Source organism: Pseudomonas sp. BT76 TE3572, assembly GCF_050435365.1.
Taxonomy (GTDB): domain Bacteria; phylum Pseudomonadota; class Gammaproteobacteria; order Pseudomonadales; family Pseudomonadaceae; genus Aquipseudomonas; species Aquipseudomonas fluorescens_W.
Window position 1 is genome coordinate 4,230,383 of the sequence record NZ_JBNDKE010000001.1, and the last position, 20,543, is coordinate 4,250,925.

Genomic DNA, 20,543 nt, shown 5'->3' on the forward strand with positions numbered 1-20,543 from the left:
GGGTATATGCACCGGACCACCGGACATTCTTTTTTTCGTTCGTCGCAACCATCGCGACGTTTCCATGAGATGTGAGGTAGGTATGGTCCGGAACACAATCACCCCAGTGCAGATCGCCAGGGCATTGCGTGCAGCCAAGGAGCGGCACTGATGTCCAGTCTGGCAGATGCAATCGTCCAGAGTGATCTGGACATCGCCCCCCTGTTGTTGCCCGCGCAGGTTTTGCGCAACGACGCACAAGCCATCAAGGCCGCCCATGAGCTGGCGCAAGTCGCCCGCCTGCAAGCGGCCAAACGCGACCAGCAGCGCAAGCTGCCGTGGTCGGAAATCGAACAGTTCACCCGCAGCGGCCTGGGCAGCATTGCCATCCCGCGCGAGTACGGTGGCCCGCAGGTTTCATTCGTCACCGTTGCCGAAGTCTTCGCGATCATTTCCGCGGCCGACCCGGCACTGGGACAGATCCCGCAGAACCAGTTCGGCATTCTCAACCTGGTGCTCGGCAGCGCCACTGAATCGCAAAAAAAAGCAGCTGTTCAAAAGCGTGCTCGACGGCTGGCGAATCGGTAACGCGGGACCTGAGCGCGGCACCAAAAACACCCTTGAACTCAAGGCGCGAATCACCGCCAGCGGCGACGGCTTCGTCCTCAGCGGGCAGAAGTTCTATTCCACCGGCGCCCTGTTCGCCCACTGGGTCGCGGTCAAGGCGCTGAACGACGATGGCAAGCAGGTGCTGGCCTTCGTCCGCCGCGGTACACCGGGTCTGCGCATCGTGGATGACTGGTCAGGCTTCGGCCAACGCACCACTGCCAGCGGCACCATTTTGCTCAACAACGTGCAGGTCGATGCCGAGCTGGTGGTGGATAACTGGAAGATCAATGACAACCCGAACATTCAGGGTGCCGTGTCGCAGCTGATTCAAGCCGCCATTGACGCCGGCATCGCCCGGGGCGCCATCGACGACGCCATCGCGTTCGTGAAAACCCGTGCACGGCCGTGGATCGACGCCAAGGTCGAGCGGGCCAGCGACGACCTCTATGTGATCGCCGACATTGGCAAGCTGAAGATCGAACTGCACGCCGCCGAAGCGCTGCTGCGCAAGGCCGGGCAAGTACTCGATCAGGTCAACGCCGCGCCGCTCACCGCCGAGTCCGCCGCCCGCGCCTCGATTGCCGTGGCCGAAGCCAAAGTCCTGACCACCGAGATCTCGCTGCTGGCCAGCGAAAAGCTTTTCGAACTGGCCGGCAGCCGCGCCACCCTCGCCGAATTCAACCTCGACCGCCACTGGCGCAACGCCCGCGTGCACACGCTGCACGACCCGGTGCGCTGGAAATATCACGCCGTCGGCACCTATCACCTGAACGGCACGCTGCCCGCCCGGCATTCCTGGATTTAACGACCAGAACGCTTTTGACCAGATCTCTGGAGAAACACATGACTCTTTCTCACCACGTCGCGGTCATAACCAGCGATGAGCAAGCCCTGATCGTCGCCAGTGACCTGGCCGAAGATTTCAAACGCGACAGCGCCCTGCGCGACCGTGAACGCCGTTTGCCACACCCGGAACTGGAAGTGTTTTCCCGCTCGGGTCTTTGGGGCATCAGCGTGCCAAAAGAATACGGCGGCGCTGGCGTTTCCAACGTCACGCTGGTCAAGGTGATCGCGCTGATCGCCCAGGCTGACGGCTCCCTCGGCCAGATCCCGCAGAATCATTTCTACGCGCTCGAACTGTTGCGGGTGAACGGCAGCGAAGAGCAGAAAAAACGCCTCTACGCGGAAGTACTGGCCGGTCAGCGCTTCGGCAATGCCCTCGCGGAACTGGGTACCAAAACCGCCCACGACCGCGTCACCAGCCTGACCCCTGATCTGCATGGAGAACGCGACGGCTATCGCATCAACGGCCGCAAGTTCTACGCCACGGGCGCGATTTATGCCCAGCGCATTCCGACGTCGGTCGTGGATGAACACGGCGTTCAGCAACTCGCTTTCGTCCCTCGTAACGCCAAGGGTCTGACGGTGATCGACGACTGGAGCGGCTTCGGCCAGCGCACCACCGGCAGCGGTTCGGTGGTGTTTGAAGATGTCTACGTCGCCGCCGAAGACGTGATCCCGTTTCAGAGCGCGTTCGAGCGCCCGACCACCGTCGGCCCGCTAGCGCAGATTCTTCATGCAGCTATCGACACCGGTATCGCCCGCGCCGCCTATGAAGATGCGCTGCATTTCGTGCGCACCAAGACCCGGCCGTGGATCGATTCCGGCAACAACAAAGCCACCGAAGACCCGCTGACCATCAAGAGCTTCGGCCACTTGAGCATTCGTTTGCACGCCGCCGAAGCCTTGCTGGAACGCTCCGGCGAATTCCTCGACAAGGCTCAGGCCGACACCAACGCCGAGACCGTCGCCGCCGCGTCGATTGCCGTCGCCGAAGCCCGCGCCATCAGCACCGAGATTTCCCTCGCCGCTGGCAGCACGCTGTTTGAACTGGCCGGCAGCCAGGCAACCCTGATCGAACATGGCTTGGACCGTCACTGGCGCAACGCCCGGGTACACACGCTGCACGACCCGGTGCGCTGGAAATATCACGCGGTCGGCAATTACTACCTCAACGATGAAAACCCGCCACTGCGGGGGACCATCTGATGGCCGATGCCAAAAAGAAGATCCTGCTCAACGCGTTCAACATGAACTGCGTCGGGCACATCAACCATGGTCTGTGGACGCATCCACGGGATAACTCCACTCAGTACAAAACCATCGAATACTGGACCGAACTGGCGCAATTGCTGGAGCGTGGGCTGTTCGACGGCCTGTTCATCGCTGACATCGTCGGCGTGTACGACGTCTATCAAAACTCGGTAGACGTGCCGCTCAAAGAGTCGATCCAACTTCCGGTCAACGACCCGCTGCTGCTGGTTTCGGCCATGGCCGCAGTGACAAAAAACCTTGGCTTCGGCCTCACCGCCAACCTGACTTACGAACCGCCGTATCTGTTCGCCCGACGCATGTCCACGCTCGATCACCTGAGTCGCGGCCGGGTCGGCTGGAACATCGTCACCGGCTACCTCGACAGCGCCGCCAAGGCCATGGGTTTGAGCGAGCAGGTGGAACACGACCGTCGTTACGACCAGGCAGATGAATACCTGCAAGTGCTCTACAAACTCTGGGAAGGCAGTTGGGAAAACGGCGCGGTGCTTAACGATCCGCAGCAGCGGATCTACGCGCAGCCCGAGAAAGTGCACAAGGTCGAGCACAAGGGCGAGTTCTATCAGGTCGAGGGTTATCACCTCTGCGAACCCTCGCCGCAGCGCACGCCGGTGCTGTTCCAGGCCGGCAGTTCGGATCGCGGTTTGCTGTTCGCCGGGCGACATGCCGAGTGCGTGTTCATCAGCGGCCAGAACAAACCGTCGACCAAGGTTCAAGTGGACAAGGTGCGCGCCAGTTCCGTCGAGGCCGGGCGCAACCCCGAGGACATCAAGGTGTTCATGGGGCTGAACGTGATTGTCGGCGCCACCGAAGAGCTGGCCTGGGCCAAGCACGCCGAGTACTTGAGCTACGCCAGCGCCGAGGCCGGCGTGGCGCACTTCTCGGCGTCCACCGGGATCGATTTCTCCGAATACGAAATCGACGAGCCTATCCAGTACGTGAAGAGCAACGCGATCCAGTCCGCTACCAAGAATCTGCAAAACAACGACTGGACCCGCCGCAAATTACTCGAGCAACACGCCCTCGGAGGTCGCTACATCACCGTGGTGGGCTCGCCTGAGCAGGTCGCTGACGAGCTGGAATCGTGGATCGCGGAAACGGGGCTGGATGGCTTCAATCTGACGCGGATTGTTACGCCGGAAAGCTATGTGGATTTCATCGACCTAGTGATTCCGGAACTGCAACGCCGAGGGTCGTACAAGACCGCTTACGACAGCGGCAGCCTGCGGGAAAAACTGTTTCACGCAGAGGCGCATTTGCCTGAGCAACACACTGGCTCGACGTATCGACGCTGATCCCTGTGGCGAGGGAGCTTGCTCCCTCGCCACAAAATGCGCGCACACATTTAATAATTGACTGGAAAATCCAACATGAAAAAGACCTACCTCTCTCACCCAGTCAAAGCACTGGCCCTGGCCCTTGGCCTTTTCAGCTCCATCACCTTCGCCGCCGACGCGCCGCTGAAGGTCGGCACCACCGCCGCTTTCGCCATTCCCCTGGAAGCCGCCGTCGAAGAAGCCAAGAAACAAGGCTTGCAAGTCGACCTGGTGGAGTTCAGCGACTGGATCGCACCCAATGTCAGCCTCGCCGCCGGTGACATCGACGTGAACTACTTCCAGCACGTCCCGTTCCTGGAAAACGCCAAGGCCGCCGCCGGTTTTGACCTGGTGCCGTTCGCGCCGGGGATCATCAACAACGTCGGTCTCTACTCGAAGAAATACAAAAGCTTCGACGAGCTGCCGGAAGGCGCCAGCGTGGCGATCGCCAACGACCCGATCAACAGCGGTCGTGGTCTGCAACTGCTGGCCAAGGCCGGGCTGATCACGCTTAAACCAGGTGTTGGCTACAAGGCCACCGAAGAAGACATCATCGCCAACCCGAAGAAAATCAAAATCCTGCAGGTCGAAGCCGTGCAACTGGTACGCGCGTATGACGACGCCGATCTGGTCCAGGGTTACCCGGCCTACATCCGCCTGTCGAAGACCTTCGATGCCGGCTCCGCCCTGCTGTTCGACGGCCTCGATCACAAGGAATACGTGATCCAGTTCGTGATCCAGCCGAAAAGTAAAACCGACCCGCGCCTGATCAAATTCGTCGACATTTACCAGCATTCGCCGGCCGTTCGCGCAGCGCTGGATAAAGCCCACGGCAAGCTCTACCAAGCCGGCTGGGAAAGCTGAATATGACGGCAGCCACCCAACTGCGACTGGAAATTCCAGAGCCTCATAACGCCATACAAACCGAACTGCACCCGGACCTGAATCGCGCCCACGTGCGCTTCATCGGTCTGGGAAAAACCTACAACGGCCAGCAAGGTCCGGTAGCGGCACTGCACGGCATCGACCTGGCGATCCAGCGCGGTGAAGTGTTCGGCATCATCGGCCGCAGCGGCGCCGGCAAGTCGTCACTGATCCGCACCATCAACCGCCTGGAACAACCGAGCACGGGGCGCGTGCTGATCGATCAGGTCGACATCGGCGAGTTCGATGAAGACCGCCTGGTGGCGCTGCGTCGGCGCATCGGCATGATCTTCCAGCACTTCAACCTGATGTCGGCCAAGACGGTTTGGCAGAACGTCGAGTTGCCGCTGAAAGTTGCCGGTGTGCCCAAGGAAAAACGCGAGCAGAAAGTCCGCGAATTGCTGGAACTGGTGGGCCTTCAAGAGAAGCACAAGGCCTACCCGGCGCAGCTTTCCGGCGGACAGAAACAACGTGTCGGCATCGCCCGCGCCTTGGTGCATGACCCGGCGATTCTTCTGTGCGACGAAGCCACTTCGGCGCTGGACCCGGAAACCACGCAATCGATCCTCGGCCTGCTACGCGAGATCAATCAGCGCCTGGGCCTGACCATCGTGCTGATCACCCACGAGATGGCGGTGATCCGCGATATCTGTGATCGGGTCGTCGTGCTGGAACACGGAAGAATCGTCGAACAAGGGCCGGTCTGGGAAGTCTTTGGCAACCCCCAGCACGAGGTCAGCAAAACCTTGCTGGCGCCGTTACAACACGGTTTGCCGGAAGAACTGCAAAGCCGCTTGCTGGCACATCCCCAGTCTTCGGACGCCGCTGTTGTGCTGCGTTTGCAGTTCACCGGCAGCGCGAGCGATGAACCAGATCTGGCCGCGTTGTTCAGTGCCCTCGGCGGTCGCGTGCGTTTGCTGCAAGGTGGCGTGGAACGGATTCAGGGCCATGCCCTCGGGCAATTGCTGCTGGCGGTGACCGGTTCGTCCCTCGGCGCAGAGGAATTGCGTCAACGCGCCGGCCACTGGGCGCAACAGGTGGAGGTGCTGGGTTATGTGGTTTGATCGCTTGCTGCAAGGCTTCATCGACACCTTCCTGATGGTCGGCGTGTCGTCATTGATCGCGCTGCTGGCGGGCATTCCGCTGGCGGTAATTCTGGTCACCAGCTCCAGGGGCGGCATCTACGAAGCACCAGCGCTGAACCGCGCATTGGGTGCGTTCGTGAACCTGTTCCGCTCGATTCCGTTTCTGATTCTGATGGTGGCGCTGATTCCGTTTACCCGGCTGATCGTCGGCACCACGTATGGCGTTTGGGCGGCCGTGGTGCCGCTGACCATCGCCGCTACTCCGTTCTTTGCGCGCATTGCCGAAGTCAGTCTGCGTGAGGTCGATCACGGGTTGATCGAAGCGGCGCAGGCGATGGGTTGCCGGCGCTGGCATATCGTTTGGCATGTGTTGTTGCCCGAGTCGCTGCCGGGAATTGTCGGCGGTTTCACCATCACCCTGGTGACCATGATCAACTCATCGGCCATGGCCGGGGCGATTGGTGCCGGCGGGTTGGGCGACATCGCTTATCGGTACGGGTATCAGCGATTTGATAGCCAGATCATGTTGACGGTGATTGTGTTGCTGGTGGTGTTGGTGGCGGCGATTCAATTGGGCGGGGATCGGCTGGCGCGGGGGCTCAACAAGCGCTGAGTCTGGCTCAAGTCATTGGTCGTCAGTGATATCGCTATCTGCCTCATGGCGTATATTCGGCAAATCCCAATTGCCTGCGCAGCCGACCATGAAACAGACCCCCACCGACCTCGAGCAGATCACCTCCACCACCCTGGGCCATTACAACTCGGTGGCTGAAAGTTTTCGCGAAGGGACTCGCGATCATGATGTCAGCCAGAACATTGATGCGCTTCTGCGGCATATTCAGGGGGAGGCACCGTTCGACATTCTCGACTTTGGCTGTGGGCCGGGTCGTGATTTGCAAACCTTCACGCGCATGGGCCACACCGCTGTCGGGCTTGATGGCTCGGAGAAGTTTGCGCAGATGGCACGCGAAGACAGTGGTTGTGAGGTCTGGCAGCAAGATTTTCTGAAGCTGGATTTGCCGGCTGAGCGCTTTGACGGGATCTTCGCCAATGCGGTGCTGTTTCATATTCCGCGTCAGGAACTGCCTCGGGTGTTGAAGGAATTGCGCGGGGCTTTGAAGCAGGGTGGCGTGTTGTTCAGTTCCAATCCGCGTGGCGAGAATCAGGAAGGATGGAATGGGCCGCGTTATGGGGCGTACCACGATCTTGAGACGTGGCAGCAATTGCTGACGGCCGCGGGGTTTGTGGAGCTGGAGCATTACTACCGGCCGGCGGGGCTGCCGCGGGAGCAGCAGCCTTGGTTGGCGAGTGTTTGGCGTCGGGTTTGATTTTAAGGGTGTGTCATTAAGATCCACCCCTCACCCCAGCCCTCCCGAAACGTCGGACCGCCCCAGGGGGGAGAGGGGAAAGGGAGCAGATCTTCAAGCTTTTCAAAACCGGAGTTCGACTCTATTTCCCCGGTCGCAAAATTTCTCAGGAACACCTCGGTCAGTCCCCTCTACCCCCTGGGGAGAGGGTTAGGGTGAGGGGTGGGTCTCAAGCCGATCACCTTTCTTCGGTTCGCGGATTTTGTACCAGGCCACATAAAGCGCCGGCAAAAACAGCAGCGTCAGCAACGTCGCAATAATAATCCCGCCAATCATCGCGTAGGCCATCGGCCCCCAGAACACTTCCCGGGCGATAGGAATCATCCCCAGGCTCGCCGCCGCAGCCGTCAGCAGAATCGGCCGGCGACGATGCTCCGTGGCTTGCACCACCGCATCCCACGGTGCATGACCGTCCTTCTCCAGGGCATCGATCTGCGTCACCAGAATCACCGAGTTGCGGATGATGATGCCGATCAGCGCCAGAATCCCCAGGATCGCCACAAAGCCCATCGGCGTGCCCGTCGGGATCAGCGCTATCACCACGCCAATCAGCCCGAGCGGCGCGACGCTGGCCACCAGGAACAGCTTCTGCACGCTGTGCAACTGGATCATCAGGAAGGTCGCCATCAAAAACAGCATCAACGGCACAACCTTGGCAATCGGCCCCTGGGCCTTGCCGCTTTCTTCGACGGTGCCGCCGGTGGCGACCTTGTAGCCCACCGGCAAACTGGCGGCGAATTTGTCGATGTCGGGTTGGAGTTGTTTCACCAGATCGGTCGGCTGAATTTCGTCGCGCACCGCAGCCTTGATGGTGATGGTCGGTTTGCGGTCGCGGCGCCAGACCAGCGGTTGCTCAAGTTCATAGCGCACAGAGGCGAACGCCAGCAGCGGAATCGACGTGCCGCCCGGCGTGACGATCTGCAAATTCTGCAGGGTTTCCGGGGTGCCGCGTTCGGCGTCTTCCGCACGCCCCACCACGTTGATCAGGTAGATATCGTCATCGACCTGAGTCACTGGCGCACCGACCACGATGCTGTTCATCAGGTTGGCCACGTCTTCCGACGACAGTCCCAATTGCCGTGCCTTGTCCTGTGCGATGTCGATGCGCAGGACTTTGCCCGGTTCGTTCCAGTCGTAAATGATCTCGCCGATGTGGGTGTTTTTATCCAGTTCGGTGGCCAGGGCGATGGCGTGCTTGCGCACCTGATCGATGTCCTTGCCGCTGACCCGGTACTGAATCGGCCGCCCCACCGGCGGGCCCATTTCCAGCGCCTGGACGTAGCTGCCGATACCGACAAAATCCTTGCGCAGCCGCTCGCGCAAGCGCTGGCTTAGCGCGTTACGCGATTCCAGACCTTTGCTGACGATCACCAGTTGCGCGTAGTACGGGTTCTGCAATTGCTGGTCGAGGGGCAGGTAGAAACGGATCGCACCTTCGCCGATGTAGGTGCTCCAGCGCACGATGTCCGGGTCGCCCTTGAGCGTCGCCTCGAGCTTGTCCACCGCCTTGCGGGTTTCGGCGATCGAGGCGTTTTGCGGCAGGTTCAGGTCGACGAGAATTTCCGGGCGGTCCGAGGACGGGAAGAACTGGTTCTGCACAAACTGCATGGAAAACACCGACGCCACAAACAGCGCGACGGTGATGCCGATCGCCCACCAGCGATTGCGCATGGCCCAAAGCAAGCCGTAATTGAACGCCCGACCGATGCGCCCCGGTTCTGCGTCATGAGGTTTCACGTTGGCGCTGAGGATGTGCACGCCGATCACCGGGGCGAACAGCACCGCGACAATCCACGACACGATCATGGCCACCGCGATCACCGCGAACAGCGTGAAGGTGTACTCGCCGGCCGAGCTCGCGTTCAAGCCGATGGGCACGAAACCGGCCACCGTCACCAACGTACCGGTCAACATCGGGAACGCGGTCGAGGTGTAGGCGAACGTGGCCGCTTGCTCCTTGGTTTCGCCCATTTCCAGGCGCGTGACCATCATTTCGACGGTGATCATCGCGTCATCCACCAGCAGCCCGAGCGCGATGATCAGCGCGCCGAGGGAAATCCGCTGCATGGTGATGCCGCTGTATTCCATGAAGACAAAGACCATCGCCAGCACCAGCGGAATCGAGCACGCCACCACCAGACCGGCACGTACGCCGAGGCTGATGAAGCTGACGATCAGCACGATCACCACCGCTTCGAACAGTGCACTGGTAAAGCCACCGACGGCTTTTTCCACCACTTCGGCCTGGTCGGAAACGTTGTGCACACCGACGCCCACCGGCAGATCGGCAGTCAGGTCGGTCATGCGCTGGTGCAGCGCTTTACCGAACGCCTGAATGTTGCCGCCCTTCTTCATCGCAATGGCGAGGCCGATGGCTGGATGGCCGTTAAAGCGGAATTCCGGTGTCGCCGGGTCAACGTAGCCACGGCTGATGTCGGCGACATCGGCGAGGCGGTAGAAGCGGTCGTTGAGTCGCAGGTTGACGTTTTCCAGGTCTTTCTCAGAGGCAAACTGCCCCGTCGTACGCACGGAAATCCGCTCGGGGCCTGCCTCGATCACCCCGGCCGGGGTCACCGCGTTTTGCGATTGCAGGCTCTGCACCACCTGACGCTGATCGATGCCCAGCGCCGCCAGTTTGCGGGTGGAGAAGTTCAGGTAGAGGACTTCGTCCTGCTCGCCGACCATCTCGACTTTGCCCAGCCCCGGCACTTCGCGGATCTCGGCGCGGACCTGCTCGACGTAATCGCGCAATTGGCGCATCGACAAGCCGTCGGCGGTAAAGGCGTACACCGAACCAAACACATCACCGAACTCATCGTTGAACCCCGGTCCTTGCAGGCCTTGGGGGAAGTCGCCGCGAATGTCGTTGATCTTCTTGCGCACCTGGTACCAGATTTCCGGAATGTCCTTGGCGCTGGTGGTGTCACGCAAGTTAACGAAGACCGTCGACTCACCGGGGCGGGTGTAGCTTTTCACGTAGTCGAGAGAATCGAGTTCTTCGAGTTTTTTCTCGATCCGGTCAGTGACCTGCTTGAGGGTTTCTTCCTGGGTCGCGCCCGGCCAGCGGGTCTGGATCACCATGGTTTTGATGGTGAACGACGGGTCTTCCTCGCGGCCAAGGTTCAGGTACGAGAACACGCCCATCAGCAGCGCGACGAACATCAAATACCAGACAAACGACTGATGCTTGAGGGCCCATTCGGATAAGTTGAAACTCCCTTTCATTGCGGGCTGTCCTCATCGATTTTTACTTTCTGCCCCGGTTTCAGGCTATTCACGCCGGCACTGACCACTCGCTCGCCAGACTTCACACCGTTGGCCAGGACCATCGTTGAATCCGTGCGGCTGATCAGGCTGACGTCTCGCGGGGAAACGGTTTGGGTCTGCGGATCGACGACCCAGATCCGCGACTTGCCATCGACTTCCTGAAGCGCGGTCAGGGGCAGCTCGATACGCGGTTTGATCGTGGAGCTGAGGGTCACGCTGATCGCCGTGCCCAGGCGAAACCCCGGCGGCGTGTCGGCCAGTGTCAGGCGGGCGCGACGGGTGCGGGTGGCGCTTTGGGCTTGAGGTTCGATTTCGCGAATGATGGCAGTGGTGGTGACGCTCGGCTCGAGCTGGACGGCCACCTGAAACACCACGTCTTCCGGCAACTGGTCGACCAGGGTGTCTGGCAGGTCGATCACCGCTTCCTTGATGTCCGGCTGCGCCAGGGTCACCACTTGCTGGCCGGCGCTGACGACTTGCCCGGCTTCGGCATTCCACGCGGTGACGATGGCCTTGTGATCGGCGCGCAGTTCGACGTAGTTGAGCTGGTCCTTGGCCTGATCGACCGCAGCCTTCGCTTGATCGAGGGAGGCCTGGGTGGTTTTGAGATCGGTCTGTGCGATGTCGAGTTGCGCCTGGGCACCCACGCCACGATCGAACAACTCTTGCTGACGCCGGGCGTTGGCCTGGGCGTTGATGAGTTGCGCCTGGACGTTGGCCAGATCGCCCTGAGCGGAACGCAACTGGTTCTGCTGATCGGTGGGGTCGAGCGTGGCGAGCAGCGCGCCCTTATCGACTTCGGCACCGACATCGACATTACGGCTGGCAATCCGTCCTGGCACCCGGAAGCCGACATTGGTTTCATACCGGGCCTGGATGCTGCCAGCGAAGCGGCCCAGGCTTTCTTCGTCCAGGGACTGGACCTTGATGGACAACACCGGGCGCACTGGCTCCGGTGGCGGTTCTTTTTTCGAGCAGGCCACCAGCATCACACCGGCACAAACCAGTAACAGACGCTTCATGGCTGGGCTCCCTCGGCTAAATCCTTATAGGTGTTTTCGGCGATTTCCACCTTCACGCCGGGGTGCAGTAACTGGCCGCCGGCGATGACGACTTTTTCGCCCCCCTTCAGACCGGCGCTGATAATCACTTTGCCGGTCAGGTAGCGACCGACCGTGACGGTGTGCAGCTGTGCCTTGCCCTCATCGTCCACCAGCCACACAGCCGGGTCGCTGAGATTTTTCGTCAGCGCCGACCAGGGCAGTTCGACCGCCGACTTGCCCGGCGTCTTGGCCGTGGCACTCACCACCGAACCGAGCTGCATGCCTTCCGGCAGTCCGTTGAGAGTGACTTTGACCTGCACCGTGCCGGTCTGCGCAGAGACGGCCGGGGTGATTTCCCGAACGGTGCCGGTGGTTTTGATCTCAGGTTTGTCGAGCAGGCTGACGACCACCGTTTTACCCTCCGGCGGCTCTGTCAGCAGCGATTCGTAGACGTTGAACACCGCATCGCGCTCACCGTCCCGGGCCAGGCTGAAAATCGGCACGGTGGCCTGCACCACCTGGCCGACCTCGGCCTGGCGTGCGGTAATCACCCCCGGCGCGTCGGCGACCAACGCGGTGTAGCTCAGTTGCTCACGGGCGTTGGCCAGTTGCGCCTGGGCCGCTGTCAGGGCGCTTTGGCTGCTGCGCAAGGCGGCTTGGGCGGAATCGTATTCGCTTTGGCTGGTGTAGCCCTTGGGCAGGAGTTTTTGCTGGCGAACAAACGCGGCGGCGGTCTGTTTGACCCGGGCCTGTTCGGCAACAACCTGCGCCTGAGCCGAGTCGACGCTGGTTTGCAGGTCCTTGGGATCGAGCTTGGCCAGCACTTGTTTAGCCGAAACCCGATCACCGACATCGACTGTACGCTGGATGATCTTGCCGGCAACGCGGAACGACAGGTCGGTCTGGACCCGCGCCTGAACATCACCGGTCAGGGTCACCGTCGCCGCGTAATCTGCAGGTTTTACTTCCTGCACGAATACCCGCGGACGGTCCTTTTCGACCGGCTTTTTATCGCCACAGGCGCTCAGCAGGACAAGGAGGCTCAAGCCAACCACTGTTTTCAATCCGGGACCCACTATGCAGACTCCTTTGCGTAGCACGAACGTGCCAATGGCGATACGACTGTGAGCTTAGAACAGGGTTCCAAGGGTGCACCTCACGGGTTGAAATAAAGCCTGGCGCACGATGACGTCGACAATAAAGCAGAATTGCGCGCCACGCAGCAGGAGAATCCCGAGTGCAATTGCATTGTGCTGGAGAAGATTCTGGGCCAAACCGGGCCAGCGGATACTGGATGATCCAGTGTGGTATTGGCCGGACTAATCAGCGCCTGTTTAACCGAATCGCGAGCAAGCTCGCTTGTATGTTTAGACTTGAAGGGGTGGGCGTGACTAAAAGCTCGATTCCGACTCTAGCCAGTACGGACCGTGGGAGACTTCTCGTCCCGCCCTTTCTACCCAAAGCGCCGATAAGGAATTCATCGGTAAAACCGACGATAGAGGCAAGCCAGCGCAACGGTAGACCCCGACAAGCTCTTAAACCCTAGCTCCGAGGATTCGTCATGACAATCCTTACTTCGCAGACGGTTGTTGGCATCGATATCGCCAAGGCTGAAATAGTTGTCTATCGCTCCGACCTGCAATCCACTGACGCCATCAAGAACGATCGAACAGCCCTTAAACGCTGGCTTAAAACATTGCCCGCCCAAAGCGCTATCGCCGTTGAAGCCACCAACATCTACCACCTGGACACTGTCGAGCTGGCCCATGCGATGGGTCACCAGGTCTATGTCGTGGATGCTTATCGGGTAAGCAACTATCGCCGCGGCATCGGCCAGCGCGCCAAGAACGATCCCTGCGATGCCCGTCTGCTGGCGCGCTATTTGACGAACGAACAAGACGGACTACGGATCTGGAGCCCGCCACCCAAGGCCTACACCTCGCTGAAAAGCCTGCTCCACAGACGTGCAACGCTGATCCAGAACCATGCTGGCCTGATGCTGAGCTGGGCCAATGAACCCTTGTTGAAGAAAGTGCAGGCCGCCCAGCAAAAGGCCTTCAAGCAAGCGGATCAGGCCATTCAGAAACTGCTGCGCAAGGTCAGCAAAGAGGCGGGAATTGAAGAGAATATCGACCGCTGCAAAGCCATCGAAGGTGTTGGCGAACTGACTGCAACCGGGTTGGCGACGACCTTTATGCGCGGTGATTTTGCCAATAGTGATGCGTTCATCGCGTTTCTAGGGATGGACCTTACGGTCGATGACTCCGGGAAGAAGAACGGCCCCCGGCACCTGAGCAAAAAAGGGGATCCGGAAGTACGCCGGTTGGCTTACAACGCCGCAATGGCAGCCTGTCGCTCAGCTAAATGGAAACCGTTTTACGAGTCGTATTTGGCAAGAGGCTTCTCGAAAACCCAGGCATTGGTGGCCCTTGCCCGGAAACTCTGTCGGGTGGCATTTGCCCTGATGAAAAATCAGAGCGAATACCAGCCGGCCTGAAGTTGCAGGGTTGCCCTGCAACATAGAATCTCCCACAATGATCTTCAGTGGACACAAAATCTGCGTCTACTCCGAAACCTGTGGGAGCGGGCTTGCCCGCGATGGCGGCTGAAAGATCACTGCAAAGGTTGAAGTATTACCCCTGCCACTTCCAACCCTCGACAATTACGCTCTCAGGCTTGGTGTCATCGCTCAGTTCTTTGCGCACATATTGGTCATACAGTTTGAGCAGAAACTTCTCTTCACCCAGTTTCGCCAACTCGACATTCACCCAATCACGCAGTTCGATGTTGCCCTTCTTCACTGCCGGCGCAATCGGTGCTTCAGCGCCCAACGTCTGGGTCAGCACGCGATAGCCAGGGTTCTGTTTCGCCCAGCTGAACAGCACCAGATTGTCCTGCGCATACGCATCGCCGCGCCCATTGGCCAACGCTTGCAGGGATTCGGAGTTTTTCTCGAACTTCAGAAGCTTCCAGTCCGGATGATTCTTGGTCAGCCAGATGTCGGCCGTAGTGCCAGTGGTGACGATGGTGGTGCGGGTCGCCAGGTCATCAAGGTTTTTCACCGAACTGGCCTGCGGCACCAACGCCTGCACCGCCACCTTGAGGTTCGGATTGGTGAATTCCACCGCTTCCTTACGCTCCGGGGTAACGGTCATGTTGGCCAGAATCAAATCGACCTTGTCGCTTTGCAGGAACGGAATCCGGCTTGCCGGTTCTACCGCGACGAACTCGACCTTGTTCTCATCGCCCAGCAGATCTTTGGCGAATTGACGGCCGATGTCGGTATCGAAACCGACATAACGCCCGGCTTCATTGACGAACCCAAACGGCGGTTTATCGGTGAAGACACCGACGATCAACTTGTCCCGGGCTTTGATTTTTTCCAGATAACTGGCACTGGTGGCCGCCGGTTTAGTGGGTTCTTCGGTTTTGTTGCAACCGGCCAGCAACGCGAGGCCGAGCAGCGGGAGTAGCAGCAGAGAAGCCTTGGCAGTTTTCATAGCAGTTCCAGTTCCTTTGTTTGAGTCGTTTTGGGTAGTGCGGCGACGTAGGAGAACTTCTCCAGGAACTGCTGCGCTCGTGCGGTTTGCGGGTTCGTAAAGAAAATCTCGGGAGGGTTTTGCTCAAGGATTCGCCCGGCATCCATGAACACAATGCGATCAGCCACGGCGCGGGCGAAGGCCATTTCGTGGGTGACGATCAACAGGGTCATGCCCTCGCGGGCCAGGCCCTGGATGACTTCCAGCACTTCCTTGACCATTTCCGGGTCAAGGGCGGCGGTGACTTCATCGAACAACATGACTGTCGGGTTCATGCACAGCGAACGGACGATGGCGATGCGTTGCTGCTGGCCACCCGAGAGCTGACGCGGGAAGGCATCTCGCTTATCCGAAAGGCCCACGCGCTCAAGCAACGCTTCGGCCTGGGCACGGGCCTCGCGGAGGTCGCGTTTCTGCACTTTGACCGGGCCGAGCAGCAGGTTGTCGAGCACGCTCATGTGCGGAAAAAGGTGGTAACTCTGGAACACCATGCCGATCTGCTGCCGAACTTCGCGCCAGTCGGTGCCCTTGTCCAGCAACTCGCGACCGGCAAAATTCAAGCTGCCGCTGTGGGCGACTTCAAGACCATTCAGGCAACGCAGCAAGGTGCTTTTGCCGCAGCCGCTGGGGCCGAGGATGACGATCACTTCGCCCGACTTCACTTGCAGGTCGATGCCGTCAAGCACCTGCTGCTCGCCGAAAAACTTGTTGAAACCCTTGAACTCGATCAATGCGCTCATGCTTGCGTCCAGCGCCGCTCCAGCACGCGCGAGGCGGCCGAGAGCGGGTAGCAGATGAAAAAGAAAAACAGGAACAGTGCGCCGTAGATCAGCACCGATTCGTAAGTGCGTTCGATAATCTGCTGGCCGACCTTGATCACGTCGACCACGCCGATCAGCACCGCCAGCGAGCTGGTTTTGATGATGCGCGTGTAGACATTGATGGTCGGCGGCGTCATGCGCTTCAGCGCTTGTGGCAGCAGCACGTAGCCGTAGAGTTGCGGGCCGTCCAGGCCAATCGACAACCCCGCTTCACGCTGCCCGCGCGGCAGCGAATGCAGCGCGCCGCGCACCACTTCGCCGACTTCACTGGCGCCCCACAACGACAGCACCAGCACCGCGCACCAGAAGCTCGGAATGCTCAGACCGAAGAAAATCGGCAGGCCAAAGAACAGCAAGTACAGCCAGACCAGCACCGGAATTGCGCGGAACAATTCCAGATAAACCCGCAGGATTGCGTTCAGCCATGTCGAATTCAGCGTGCGCAGCACACCGTAAAGCACGCCGCCAACAGTGCTGATGGCGATGCTCAGGAAAGAGATCGACAAGGTTTGCGCGGCGCCCTTGCCCAGTTGCGGCAACGACACCCACAGTAACTCAAGACCCGAACTGGCCATGCTGGAGCCTCCTTTCCAGACGACTGAGCAGCAGCGACAGCGGTAGAAACAGCAGCACGCAAATCAGCGTCAGCACGGCGAGCATTTCGTAGGTTTTGTAGTAGAGCGCGATGTAGCTCTTGGTGGTGTAGAGAATCTCCGGCACCGCCACCGCCGAGACCACGGTGGTTTCCTTGAGCAGGAAAATGAAATTGGCGAACAGCGACGGCAGGCTGACGATGCCGGCTTGCGGCAGGATCACGTAGCGCAGCAATTGCCCGTGGGACAGGCCGATGGAGCGCCCGGACTCGAGCTGCGCCTGAGGCACCGCGTCGACGCCGGCACGCAGCACTTCAGTGAGGTAGGCGCCGCCGAGGAAGGTCATGGTGATGATCGCCGCCGCAAAGCCCGAGACCTTGATGCCCAGCGCCGGCAAGGCGAAGTAGACGAAGAACAGTTGAATCAACAGCGGGGTGTTGCGCGCCAGTTCCACATACAGCCCGACCAGGCGCTGCAAGTAAGGCGTGCGGAACACCAGAATCGTCGCGTTGATCAGCGCCACCAGCAGCGATGTGCCGATGGCGATAAAGCCGACCTGCAACGTCACGCCCACGGCTTTAAGAAACGCCGGCAAGGTGCTGAGGATAAATGCGTAATCGAAGTTCATTGAACATCCTGGACGCCGCAGGGTAAGCGACGGTGGTGCAGTCCATGGGCAGTGGATAACTACCCGGCAGGCACCGACTTTAAAGGTATAAAAAGAAGAATTTAAATACCGTTAAAGCATATTGATATCACGCAAAAAACTATCTTCCGCATTTGCCGCGGCAGCGGAAGACGACTATTTTTCTTTGCGCTGTAGGAAGGATCTTTTTTTCAAAATACCCCTCCAAGGACGGACCGCTTTTGGCCAGACTCCCCCGGCCGAACCATCACAAGGAAGAGAAAATGGCTGACGTAAAAGTGCCACAGCGGCTGGATCCGCAGGACATCGTGAAGTTGTTGATGGCGTTGCGCAGGGCTTTGAATACGCGGGGGTAGTTAGAACCTACCCTCACCCTAGCCCTCTCCCAAGGGGAGAGGGGACTGACCGATGTGTTTGTTCGAAATTCTGCGACCTGCAAGTTCAAGTCGAACTCAGGACTTGAAAGGCATGAAGATCTGCTCCCTCTCCCCCGTAGGGAGAGGGCTGGGGTGGCTCTCAAGCCAACTCATTTCCCAAATGCCCTCCAGCACCCAACAAAAAAACGCCGACGCTATATCAGCCGTCGGCGTTTGAAACCTTGAAGGGGTTTACCTCGCGAATCAGAACGCCGGCAATACCGCGCCGCTGTACTTCTTCTCGATAAATGCTTTCACTTCAGGACTGGTCAAGGCCTTGGCCAGTTTCTGGATGGCAACGCTGTCCTTGTTGTCCGGACGGGCCACCAGGAAGTTCACGTAAGGCGAATCGGCACCTTCGATTACCAGCGCGTCTTTAGCCGGGTTCAGACCGGCTTCCAGCGCGTAGTTGGTGTTGATCATGTCCAGGTCGACCTGGTCCAGAACACGCGGCAGCATGGCCGATTCCAGTTCCTTGAACTTGAAGTTGTGCGGGTTCTTGGCGATGTCTTTCGGGGTGGCCAGAGCGTTTTTCGGGTCTTTCAACTCGATCAGGCCAGCCTTCTGCAGCAGGATCAGGGCACGACCGCTGTTGCTGCCTTCGTTCGGGATAGCGATGGTTGCGCCGTCTTTCAGTTCAGCCAGGGTTTTGACTTTCTTCGAGTAGCCGCCGAACGGTTCGACGTGCACGCCGATCACGGTCACCAGGTTAGTACCTTTGCCTTCATTGAAGCTCTTCAGGTACGGCAGGGTCTGGAAGTAGTTGGCGTCCAGACGCTTCTGGTCGACCTGCACGTTCGGCTGAACGTAGTCGGTGAAGACTTTGATTTCCAGGTCCACGCCTTCTTTGGCGAGGGTTGGTTTGATCAGTTCAAGAATCTCGGCGTGTGGAACCGGGGTCGCCGCAACCACCAGTTTCTCGCCAGCCTGAGCCAGGCCCGCGGTCAGGGCAGCCGCCAATGCGGTGAACAACAGAACCTTTTTCATGCAGTGTCCTTATCGAAAATCGCGGTCGTGATCGACGACGGCTTGTTTATTACGAGTGGTTTTTGTAAGTGCTAATGAAGTGCTATCGCTGGCGTGACGCGGACAATACCGGGATTTTTTATTCCCGAACAATATCTTTTATTCACTTTCATATTCCATTTTGTTCATACAGATCGCTACAGCGTCTGCGTCAGGCTTTCGAGCAATTGCTTGAGTGCAGATCGCTCGGCAGCCGTGCCGTTTTTAATCAGCCGAGCCGCTTGTTGCTCGATCTGCACCAAAGACGGCGGCGCCTCGGGCAGGTTCAAATGCTCCGGCAAAATCTCATCGCCGGTGCTGACCAACAACGCAAAGTGAATGACGTTTTCCAGCTCCCGGGTGTTGCCCGGCCAACTGTGTTGCTCTAACAAATGCTGCGCGGCTTCGCTGATCAGCGGCACCGGCAGGTCCAGGCGTTGGCTATAGATGCCGAGGAAATATTCGGACAGCGACAGAATATCGCCCACCCGTTCACGCAAGGCTGGCAGTTCGAGCTGGCCTTCGCTGAGGTAGTGGTAGAGCCGCTCATTGAATTTTCCGGCGGCCACCGCTTGGGCCAGATCGATGCTGGTAGCGGCGACCAAGCGCACGTCCACCGGACTTGGCTGGTGAGCGCCGACACGAGTGACTTCGTGGTTTTCCAGCGCCGCGAGCAATTTGATCTGGATCGGCAGCGGCAGGTCGCCGATCTCATCCAGGTAGAGCGTCCCGCCGTTGGCAGAACCGAACCAACCCGCGCGACTGCTGGCCGAACCGCTGTAACTGCCAGCGGCATAACCGAACAATTCAGCATCAGCGTAGGTCGGACTGATCGCGCCGCAGTTGACCGAGACGAACAACCCGCCGCGATCACTCGCACGATGGATGTGCCGCGCGAGCAACTCCTTGCCGCTGCCGGTTTCGCCACGGATCAACACCGAGATCGAACGCGGCGCCAATAGCTCCAGCTCCTGGCGTAGCTGACGGGAACGCGGATCGACAAACACCAGCGCCTTGGCGCGAATGCTCAGGGGACTTTTTTCTGCGTCGGGGAAGGTCAGCAGCGGCTGACCGAAGGCTTCAAAACTCATGGCAGACTCCCGCCCTGAACCGCCGGGAGACGGGGGCGATTTTAAAAGAAGAAAAGGTTCAAGCACGTCGCAGGGCGTGGTGTTCCATTCGGTTTTGCAGGCGATAGAGATAGGCAAAACCCTGCTCCCAGCGCTGGTGACCGGACTTCACGTTGATGTGTCCGGCACCCGACAAAATCCCCGCCTCGGCGCCCCACTGACGAGCCAGTTCCAATGCACGCGGTGCGCTCACGGCGCTGTCGTTGTCGGAGCTGACAACCTGACTCGGGAACGGCAGCAGGTGGGTCGGAATCGGTGCGAAATTGCGCAGGGCCGGTGCGCAGGCCGCACGCTCGACGTCCGCGGGGGCGACCAGCAAGGCGCCGCGAACCTGACGTAAAAACTGCACGGGCGCGGTGGCCGCCCAATGCGCGACAGTGATGCAACCCAGGCTATGGGCGATCAGGATCACCGGCGTGCTGTCGGCGGCAATCGCCTCAGCCAGTGCCGCGACCCAGTCTTCACGACGCGGCGTCAGCCAGTCGGCCTGCTCCACCCGCGCGCTGTTCGGCAGGCTGTTCTGCCAATGGCTTTGCCAATGATCTTCTGGCGATCCTTGCCAGCCCGGCACAATCAGATAGCGAATTGATTCGTTGCGCATGGGGGAACTCTCCTGCTGCGTGTCTGTTCCTGAGCAAGTATAGGGAGGAGAGTTATATTCGTTAAGGAATAAGAAGCTATTTATTAAGAT

Annotated in this window: 16 protein-coding genes and 2 pseudogenes; 8 read left to right on the forward strand and 10 right to left on the reverse strand. The window is 59.5% G+C overall.

Annotated elements, in window-relative coordinates; translation table 11 throughout:
* Positions 1-150 precede the first annotated feature (150 nt).
* The 7 genes and pseudogenes from ABH912_RS19175 to ABH912_RS19205 all read left to right on the forward strand — a co-directional run bounded on the left by ABH912_RS19175 (position 151) and on the right by ABH912_RS19205 (position 7,353).
* A pseudogene (locus ABH912_RS19175) lies at positions 151-1,393 on the forward strand (SfnB family sulfur acquisition oxidoreductase).
* A 38-nt stretch (positions 1,394-1,431) separates the two neighbouring features.
* Positions 1,432-2,637: an SfnB family sulfur acquisition oxidoreductase gene (locus ABH912_RS19180; protein ID WP_429511387.1), complete on the forward strand. Its 1,206-nt coding sequence runs from the start codon at positions 1,432-1,434 to the stop codon at positions 2,635-2,637.
* Positions 2,637-3,995, forward strand: coding sequence for an LLM class flavin-dependent oxidoreductase (locus ABH912_RS19185; RefSeq protein ID WP_429511388.1), 1,359 nt, complete (start codon positions 2,637-2,639; stop codon positions 3,993-3,995). Before ABH912_RS19180 ends, ABH912_RS19185 begins: the two co-directional genes overlap by 1 nt.
* Positions 3,996-4,070: 75 nt before the next feature.
* Positions 4,071-4,880, forward strand: a complete 810-nt coding sequence (locus tag ABH912_RS19190) for a MetQ/NlpA family ABC transporter substrate-binding protein (RefSeq protein ID WP_415766139.1) — start codon at positions 4,071-4,073, stop codon at positions 4,878-4,880.
* 2 nt (positions 4,881-4,882) lie between these two features.
* Positions 4,883-6,004 carry a methionine ABC transporter ATP-binding protein gene (locus ABH912_RS19195; RefSeq protein WP_429511389.1) on the forward strand — a complete coding sequence of 374 codons (1,122 nt, stop codon included), beginning with the start codon at positions 4,883-4,885 and terminating at the stop codon, positions 6,002-6,004.
* The gene (locus tag ABH912_RS19200) at positions 5,994-6,638 is read left to right on the forward strand and encodes a methionine ABC transporter permease (protein WP_429511391.1); all 645 of its coding nucleotides are present in this window, start codon (positions 5,994-5,996) and stop codon (positions 6,636-6,638) included. Before ABH912_RS19195 ends, ABH912_RS19200 begins: the two co-directional genes overlap by 11 nt.
* An 88-nt stretch (positions 6,639-6,726) precedes the next feature.
* The gene (locus ABH912_RS19205; protein ID WP_429511392.1) at positions 6,727-7,353 is read left to right on the forward strand and encodes a class I SAM-dependent methyltransferase; all 627 of its coding nucleotides are present in this window, start codon (positions 6,727-6,729) and stop codon (positions 7,351-7,353) included.
* Between the two features lie 189 nt (positions 7,354-7,542).
* Here ABH912_RS19205 and ABH912_RS19210 read toward each other — a convergent pair whose 3' ends face one another.
* The 3 genes from ABH912_RS19210 to ABH912_RS19220 are packed head-to-tail and all read right to left on the reverse strand — an operon-like array spanning position 7,543 to position 12,781.
* Complete coding sequence (locus ABH912_RS19210) at positions 7,543-10,617, reverse strand: efflux RND transporter permease subunit (RefSeq protein WP_429511393.1); 3,075 nt, start codon at positions 10,615-10,617, stop codon at positions 7,543-7,545.
* A complete protein-coding gene (locus ABH912_RS19215; protein ID WP_033058522.1) occupies positions 10,614-11,681 on the reverse strand; it encodes an efflux RND transporter periplasmic adaptor subunit in 1,068 nt (355 codons plus the stop codon). The genes ABH912_RS19210 and ABH912_RS19215 overlap by 4 nt, the downstream gene beginning before the upstream one ends.
* Complete coding sequence (locus tag ABH912_RS19220) at positions 11,678-12,781, reverse strand: efflux RND transporter periplasmic adaptor subunit (RefSeq protein WP_033058525.1); 1,104 nt, start codon at positions 12,779-12,781, stop codon at positions 11,678-11,680. The genes ABH912_RS19215 and ABH912_RS19220 overlap by 4 nt, the downstream gene beginning before the upstream one ends.
* Before the next feature lie 482 nt (positions 12,782-13,263).
* Here ABH912_RS19220 and ABH912_RS19225 point away from each other — a divergent pair.
* Positions 13,264-14,225: pseudogene (locus tag ABH912_RS19225) on the forward strand (IS110 family transposase).
* A 110-nt stretch (positions 14,226-14,335) separates the two neighbouring features.
* On the opposite strand, the gene ABH912_RS19230 reads toward ABH912_RS19225, so the two are convergent.
* The 7 genes from ABH912_RS19230 to ABH912_RS19260 form a co-directional block, all read right to left on the reverse strand.
* The gene (locus tag ABH912_RS19230; RefSeq protein ID WP_429511394.1) at positions 14,336-15,202 is read right to left on the reverse strand and encodes a transporter substrate-binding domain-containing protein; all 867 of its coding nucleotides are present in this window, start codon (positions 15,200-15,202) and stop codon (positions 14,336-14,338) included.
* Positions 15,199-15,981, reverse strand: coding sequence for an amino acid ABC transporter ATP-binding protein (locus ABH912_RS19235; protein WP_429511395.1), 783 nt, complete (start codon positions 15,979-15,981; stop codon positions 15,199-15,201). Before ABH912_RS19235 ends, ABH912_RS19230 begins: the two co-directional genes overlap by 4 nt.
* Positions 15,978-16,637, reverse strand: a complete 660-nt coding sequence (locus tag ABH912_RS19240) for an amino acid ABC transporter permease (protein WP_033058534.1) — start codon at positions 16,635-16,637, stop codon at positions 15,978-15,980. Before ABH912_RS19240 ends, ABH912_RS19235 begins: the two co-directional genes overlap by 4 nt.
* Positions 16,618-17,283, reverse strand: coding sequence for an amino acid ABC transporter permease (locus ABH912_RS19245; RefSeq protein ID WP_429511396.1), 666 nt, complete (start codon positions 17,281-17,283; stop codon positions 16,618-16,620). Before ABH912_RS19245 ends, ABH912_RS19240 begins: the two co-directional genes overlap by 20 nt.
* A gap of 638 nt (positions 17,284-17,921) precedes the next feature.
* Positions 17,922-18,704, reverse strand: coding sequence for a MetQ/NlpA family ABC transporter substrate-binding protein (locus ABH912_RS19250; protein WP_010464830.1), 783 nt, complete (start codon positions 18,702-18,704; stop codon positions 17,922-17,924).
* Between the two features lie 176 nt (positions 18,705-18,880).
* A complete protein-coding gene (locus tag ABH912_RS19255) occupies positions 18,881-19,813 on the reverse strand; it encodes a sigma 54-interacting transcriptional regulator (RefSeq protein ID WP_429511397.1) in 933 nt (310 codons plus the stop codon).
* Positions 19,814-19,871: 58 nt separating this feature from the next.
* On the reverse strand, positions 19,872-20,453 hold the full coding sequence (locus ABH912_RS19260) for an alpha/beta hydrolase (protein WP_033058541.1): 582 nt from the start codon (positions 20,451-20,453) through the stop codon (positions 19,872-19,874).
* Positions 20,454-20,543 lie beyond the last annotated feature (90 nt).

Bases quoted from the DNA above. Each gene is read 5' to 3' on its own strand.
- ABH912_RS19245 (WP_429511396.1), bottom strand. From the start codon at position 17,283: ATGAACTTCGATTACGCATTTATCCTCAGCACCTTGCCGGCGTTTCTT.
- ABH912_RS19195 (WP_429511389.1), top strand. From the start codon at position 4,883: ATGACGGCAGCCACCCAACTGCGACTGGAAATTCCAGAGCCTCATAAC.
- ABH912_RS19180 (WP_429511387.1), top strand. From the start codon at position 1,432: ATGACTCTTTCTCACCACGTCGCGGTCATAACCAGCGATGAGCAAGCC.
- ABH912_RS19255 (WP_429511397.1), bottom strand. From the start codon at position 19,813: ATGAGTTTTGAAGCCTTCGGTCAGCCGCTGCTGACCTTCCCCGACGCA.
- ABH912_RS19200 (WP_429511391.1), top strand. From the start codon at position 5,994: ATGTGGTTTGATCGCTTGCTGCAAGGCTTCATCGACACCTTCCTGATG.
- ABH912_RS19215 (WP_033058522.1), bottom strand. From the start codon at position 11,681: ATGAAGCGTCTGTTACTGGTTTGTGCCGGTGTGATGCTGGTGGCCTGC.
- ABH912_RS19190 (WP_415766139.1), top strand. From the start codon at position 4,071: ATGAAAAAGACCTACCTCTCTCACCCAGTCAAAGCACTGGCCCTGGCC.
- ABH912_RS19185 (WP_429511388.1), top strand. From the start codon at position 2,637: ATGGCCGATGCCAAAAAGAAGATCCTGCTCAACGCGTTCAACATGAAC.
- ABH912_RS19260 (WP_033058541.1), bottom strand. From the start codon at position 20,453: ATGCGCAACGAATCAATTCGCTATCTGATTGTGCCGGGCTGGCAAGGA.
- ABH912_RS19235 (WP_429511395.1), bottom strand. From the start codon at position 15,981: ATGAGCGCATTGATCGAGTTCAAGGGTTTCAACAAGTTTTTCGGCGAG.
- ABH912_RS19210 (WP_429511393.1), bottom strand. From the start codon at position 10,617: ATGAAAGGGAGTTTCAACTTATCCGAATGGGCCCTCAAGCATCAGTCG.
- ABH912_RS19250 (WP_010464830.1), bottom strand. From the start codon at position 18,704: ATGAAAAAGGTTCTGTTGTTCACCGCATTGGCGGCTGCCCTGACCGCG.
- ABH912_RS19230 (WP_429511394.1), bottom strand. From the start codon at position 15,202: ATGAAAACTGCCAAGGCTTCTCTGCTGCTACTCCCGCTGCTCGGCCTC.
- ABH912_RS19205 (WP_429511392.1), top strand. From the start codon at position 6,727: ATGAAACAGACCCCCACCGACCTCGAGCAGATCACCTCCACCACCCTG.
- ABH912_RS19240 (WP_033058534.1), bottom strand. From the start codon at position 16,637: ATGGCCAGTTCGGGTCTTGAGTTACTGTGGGTGTCGTTGCCGCAACTG.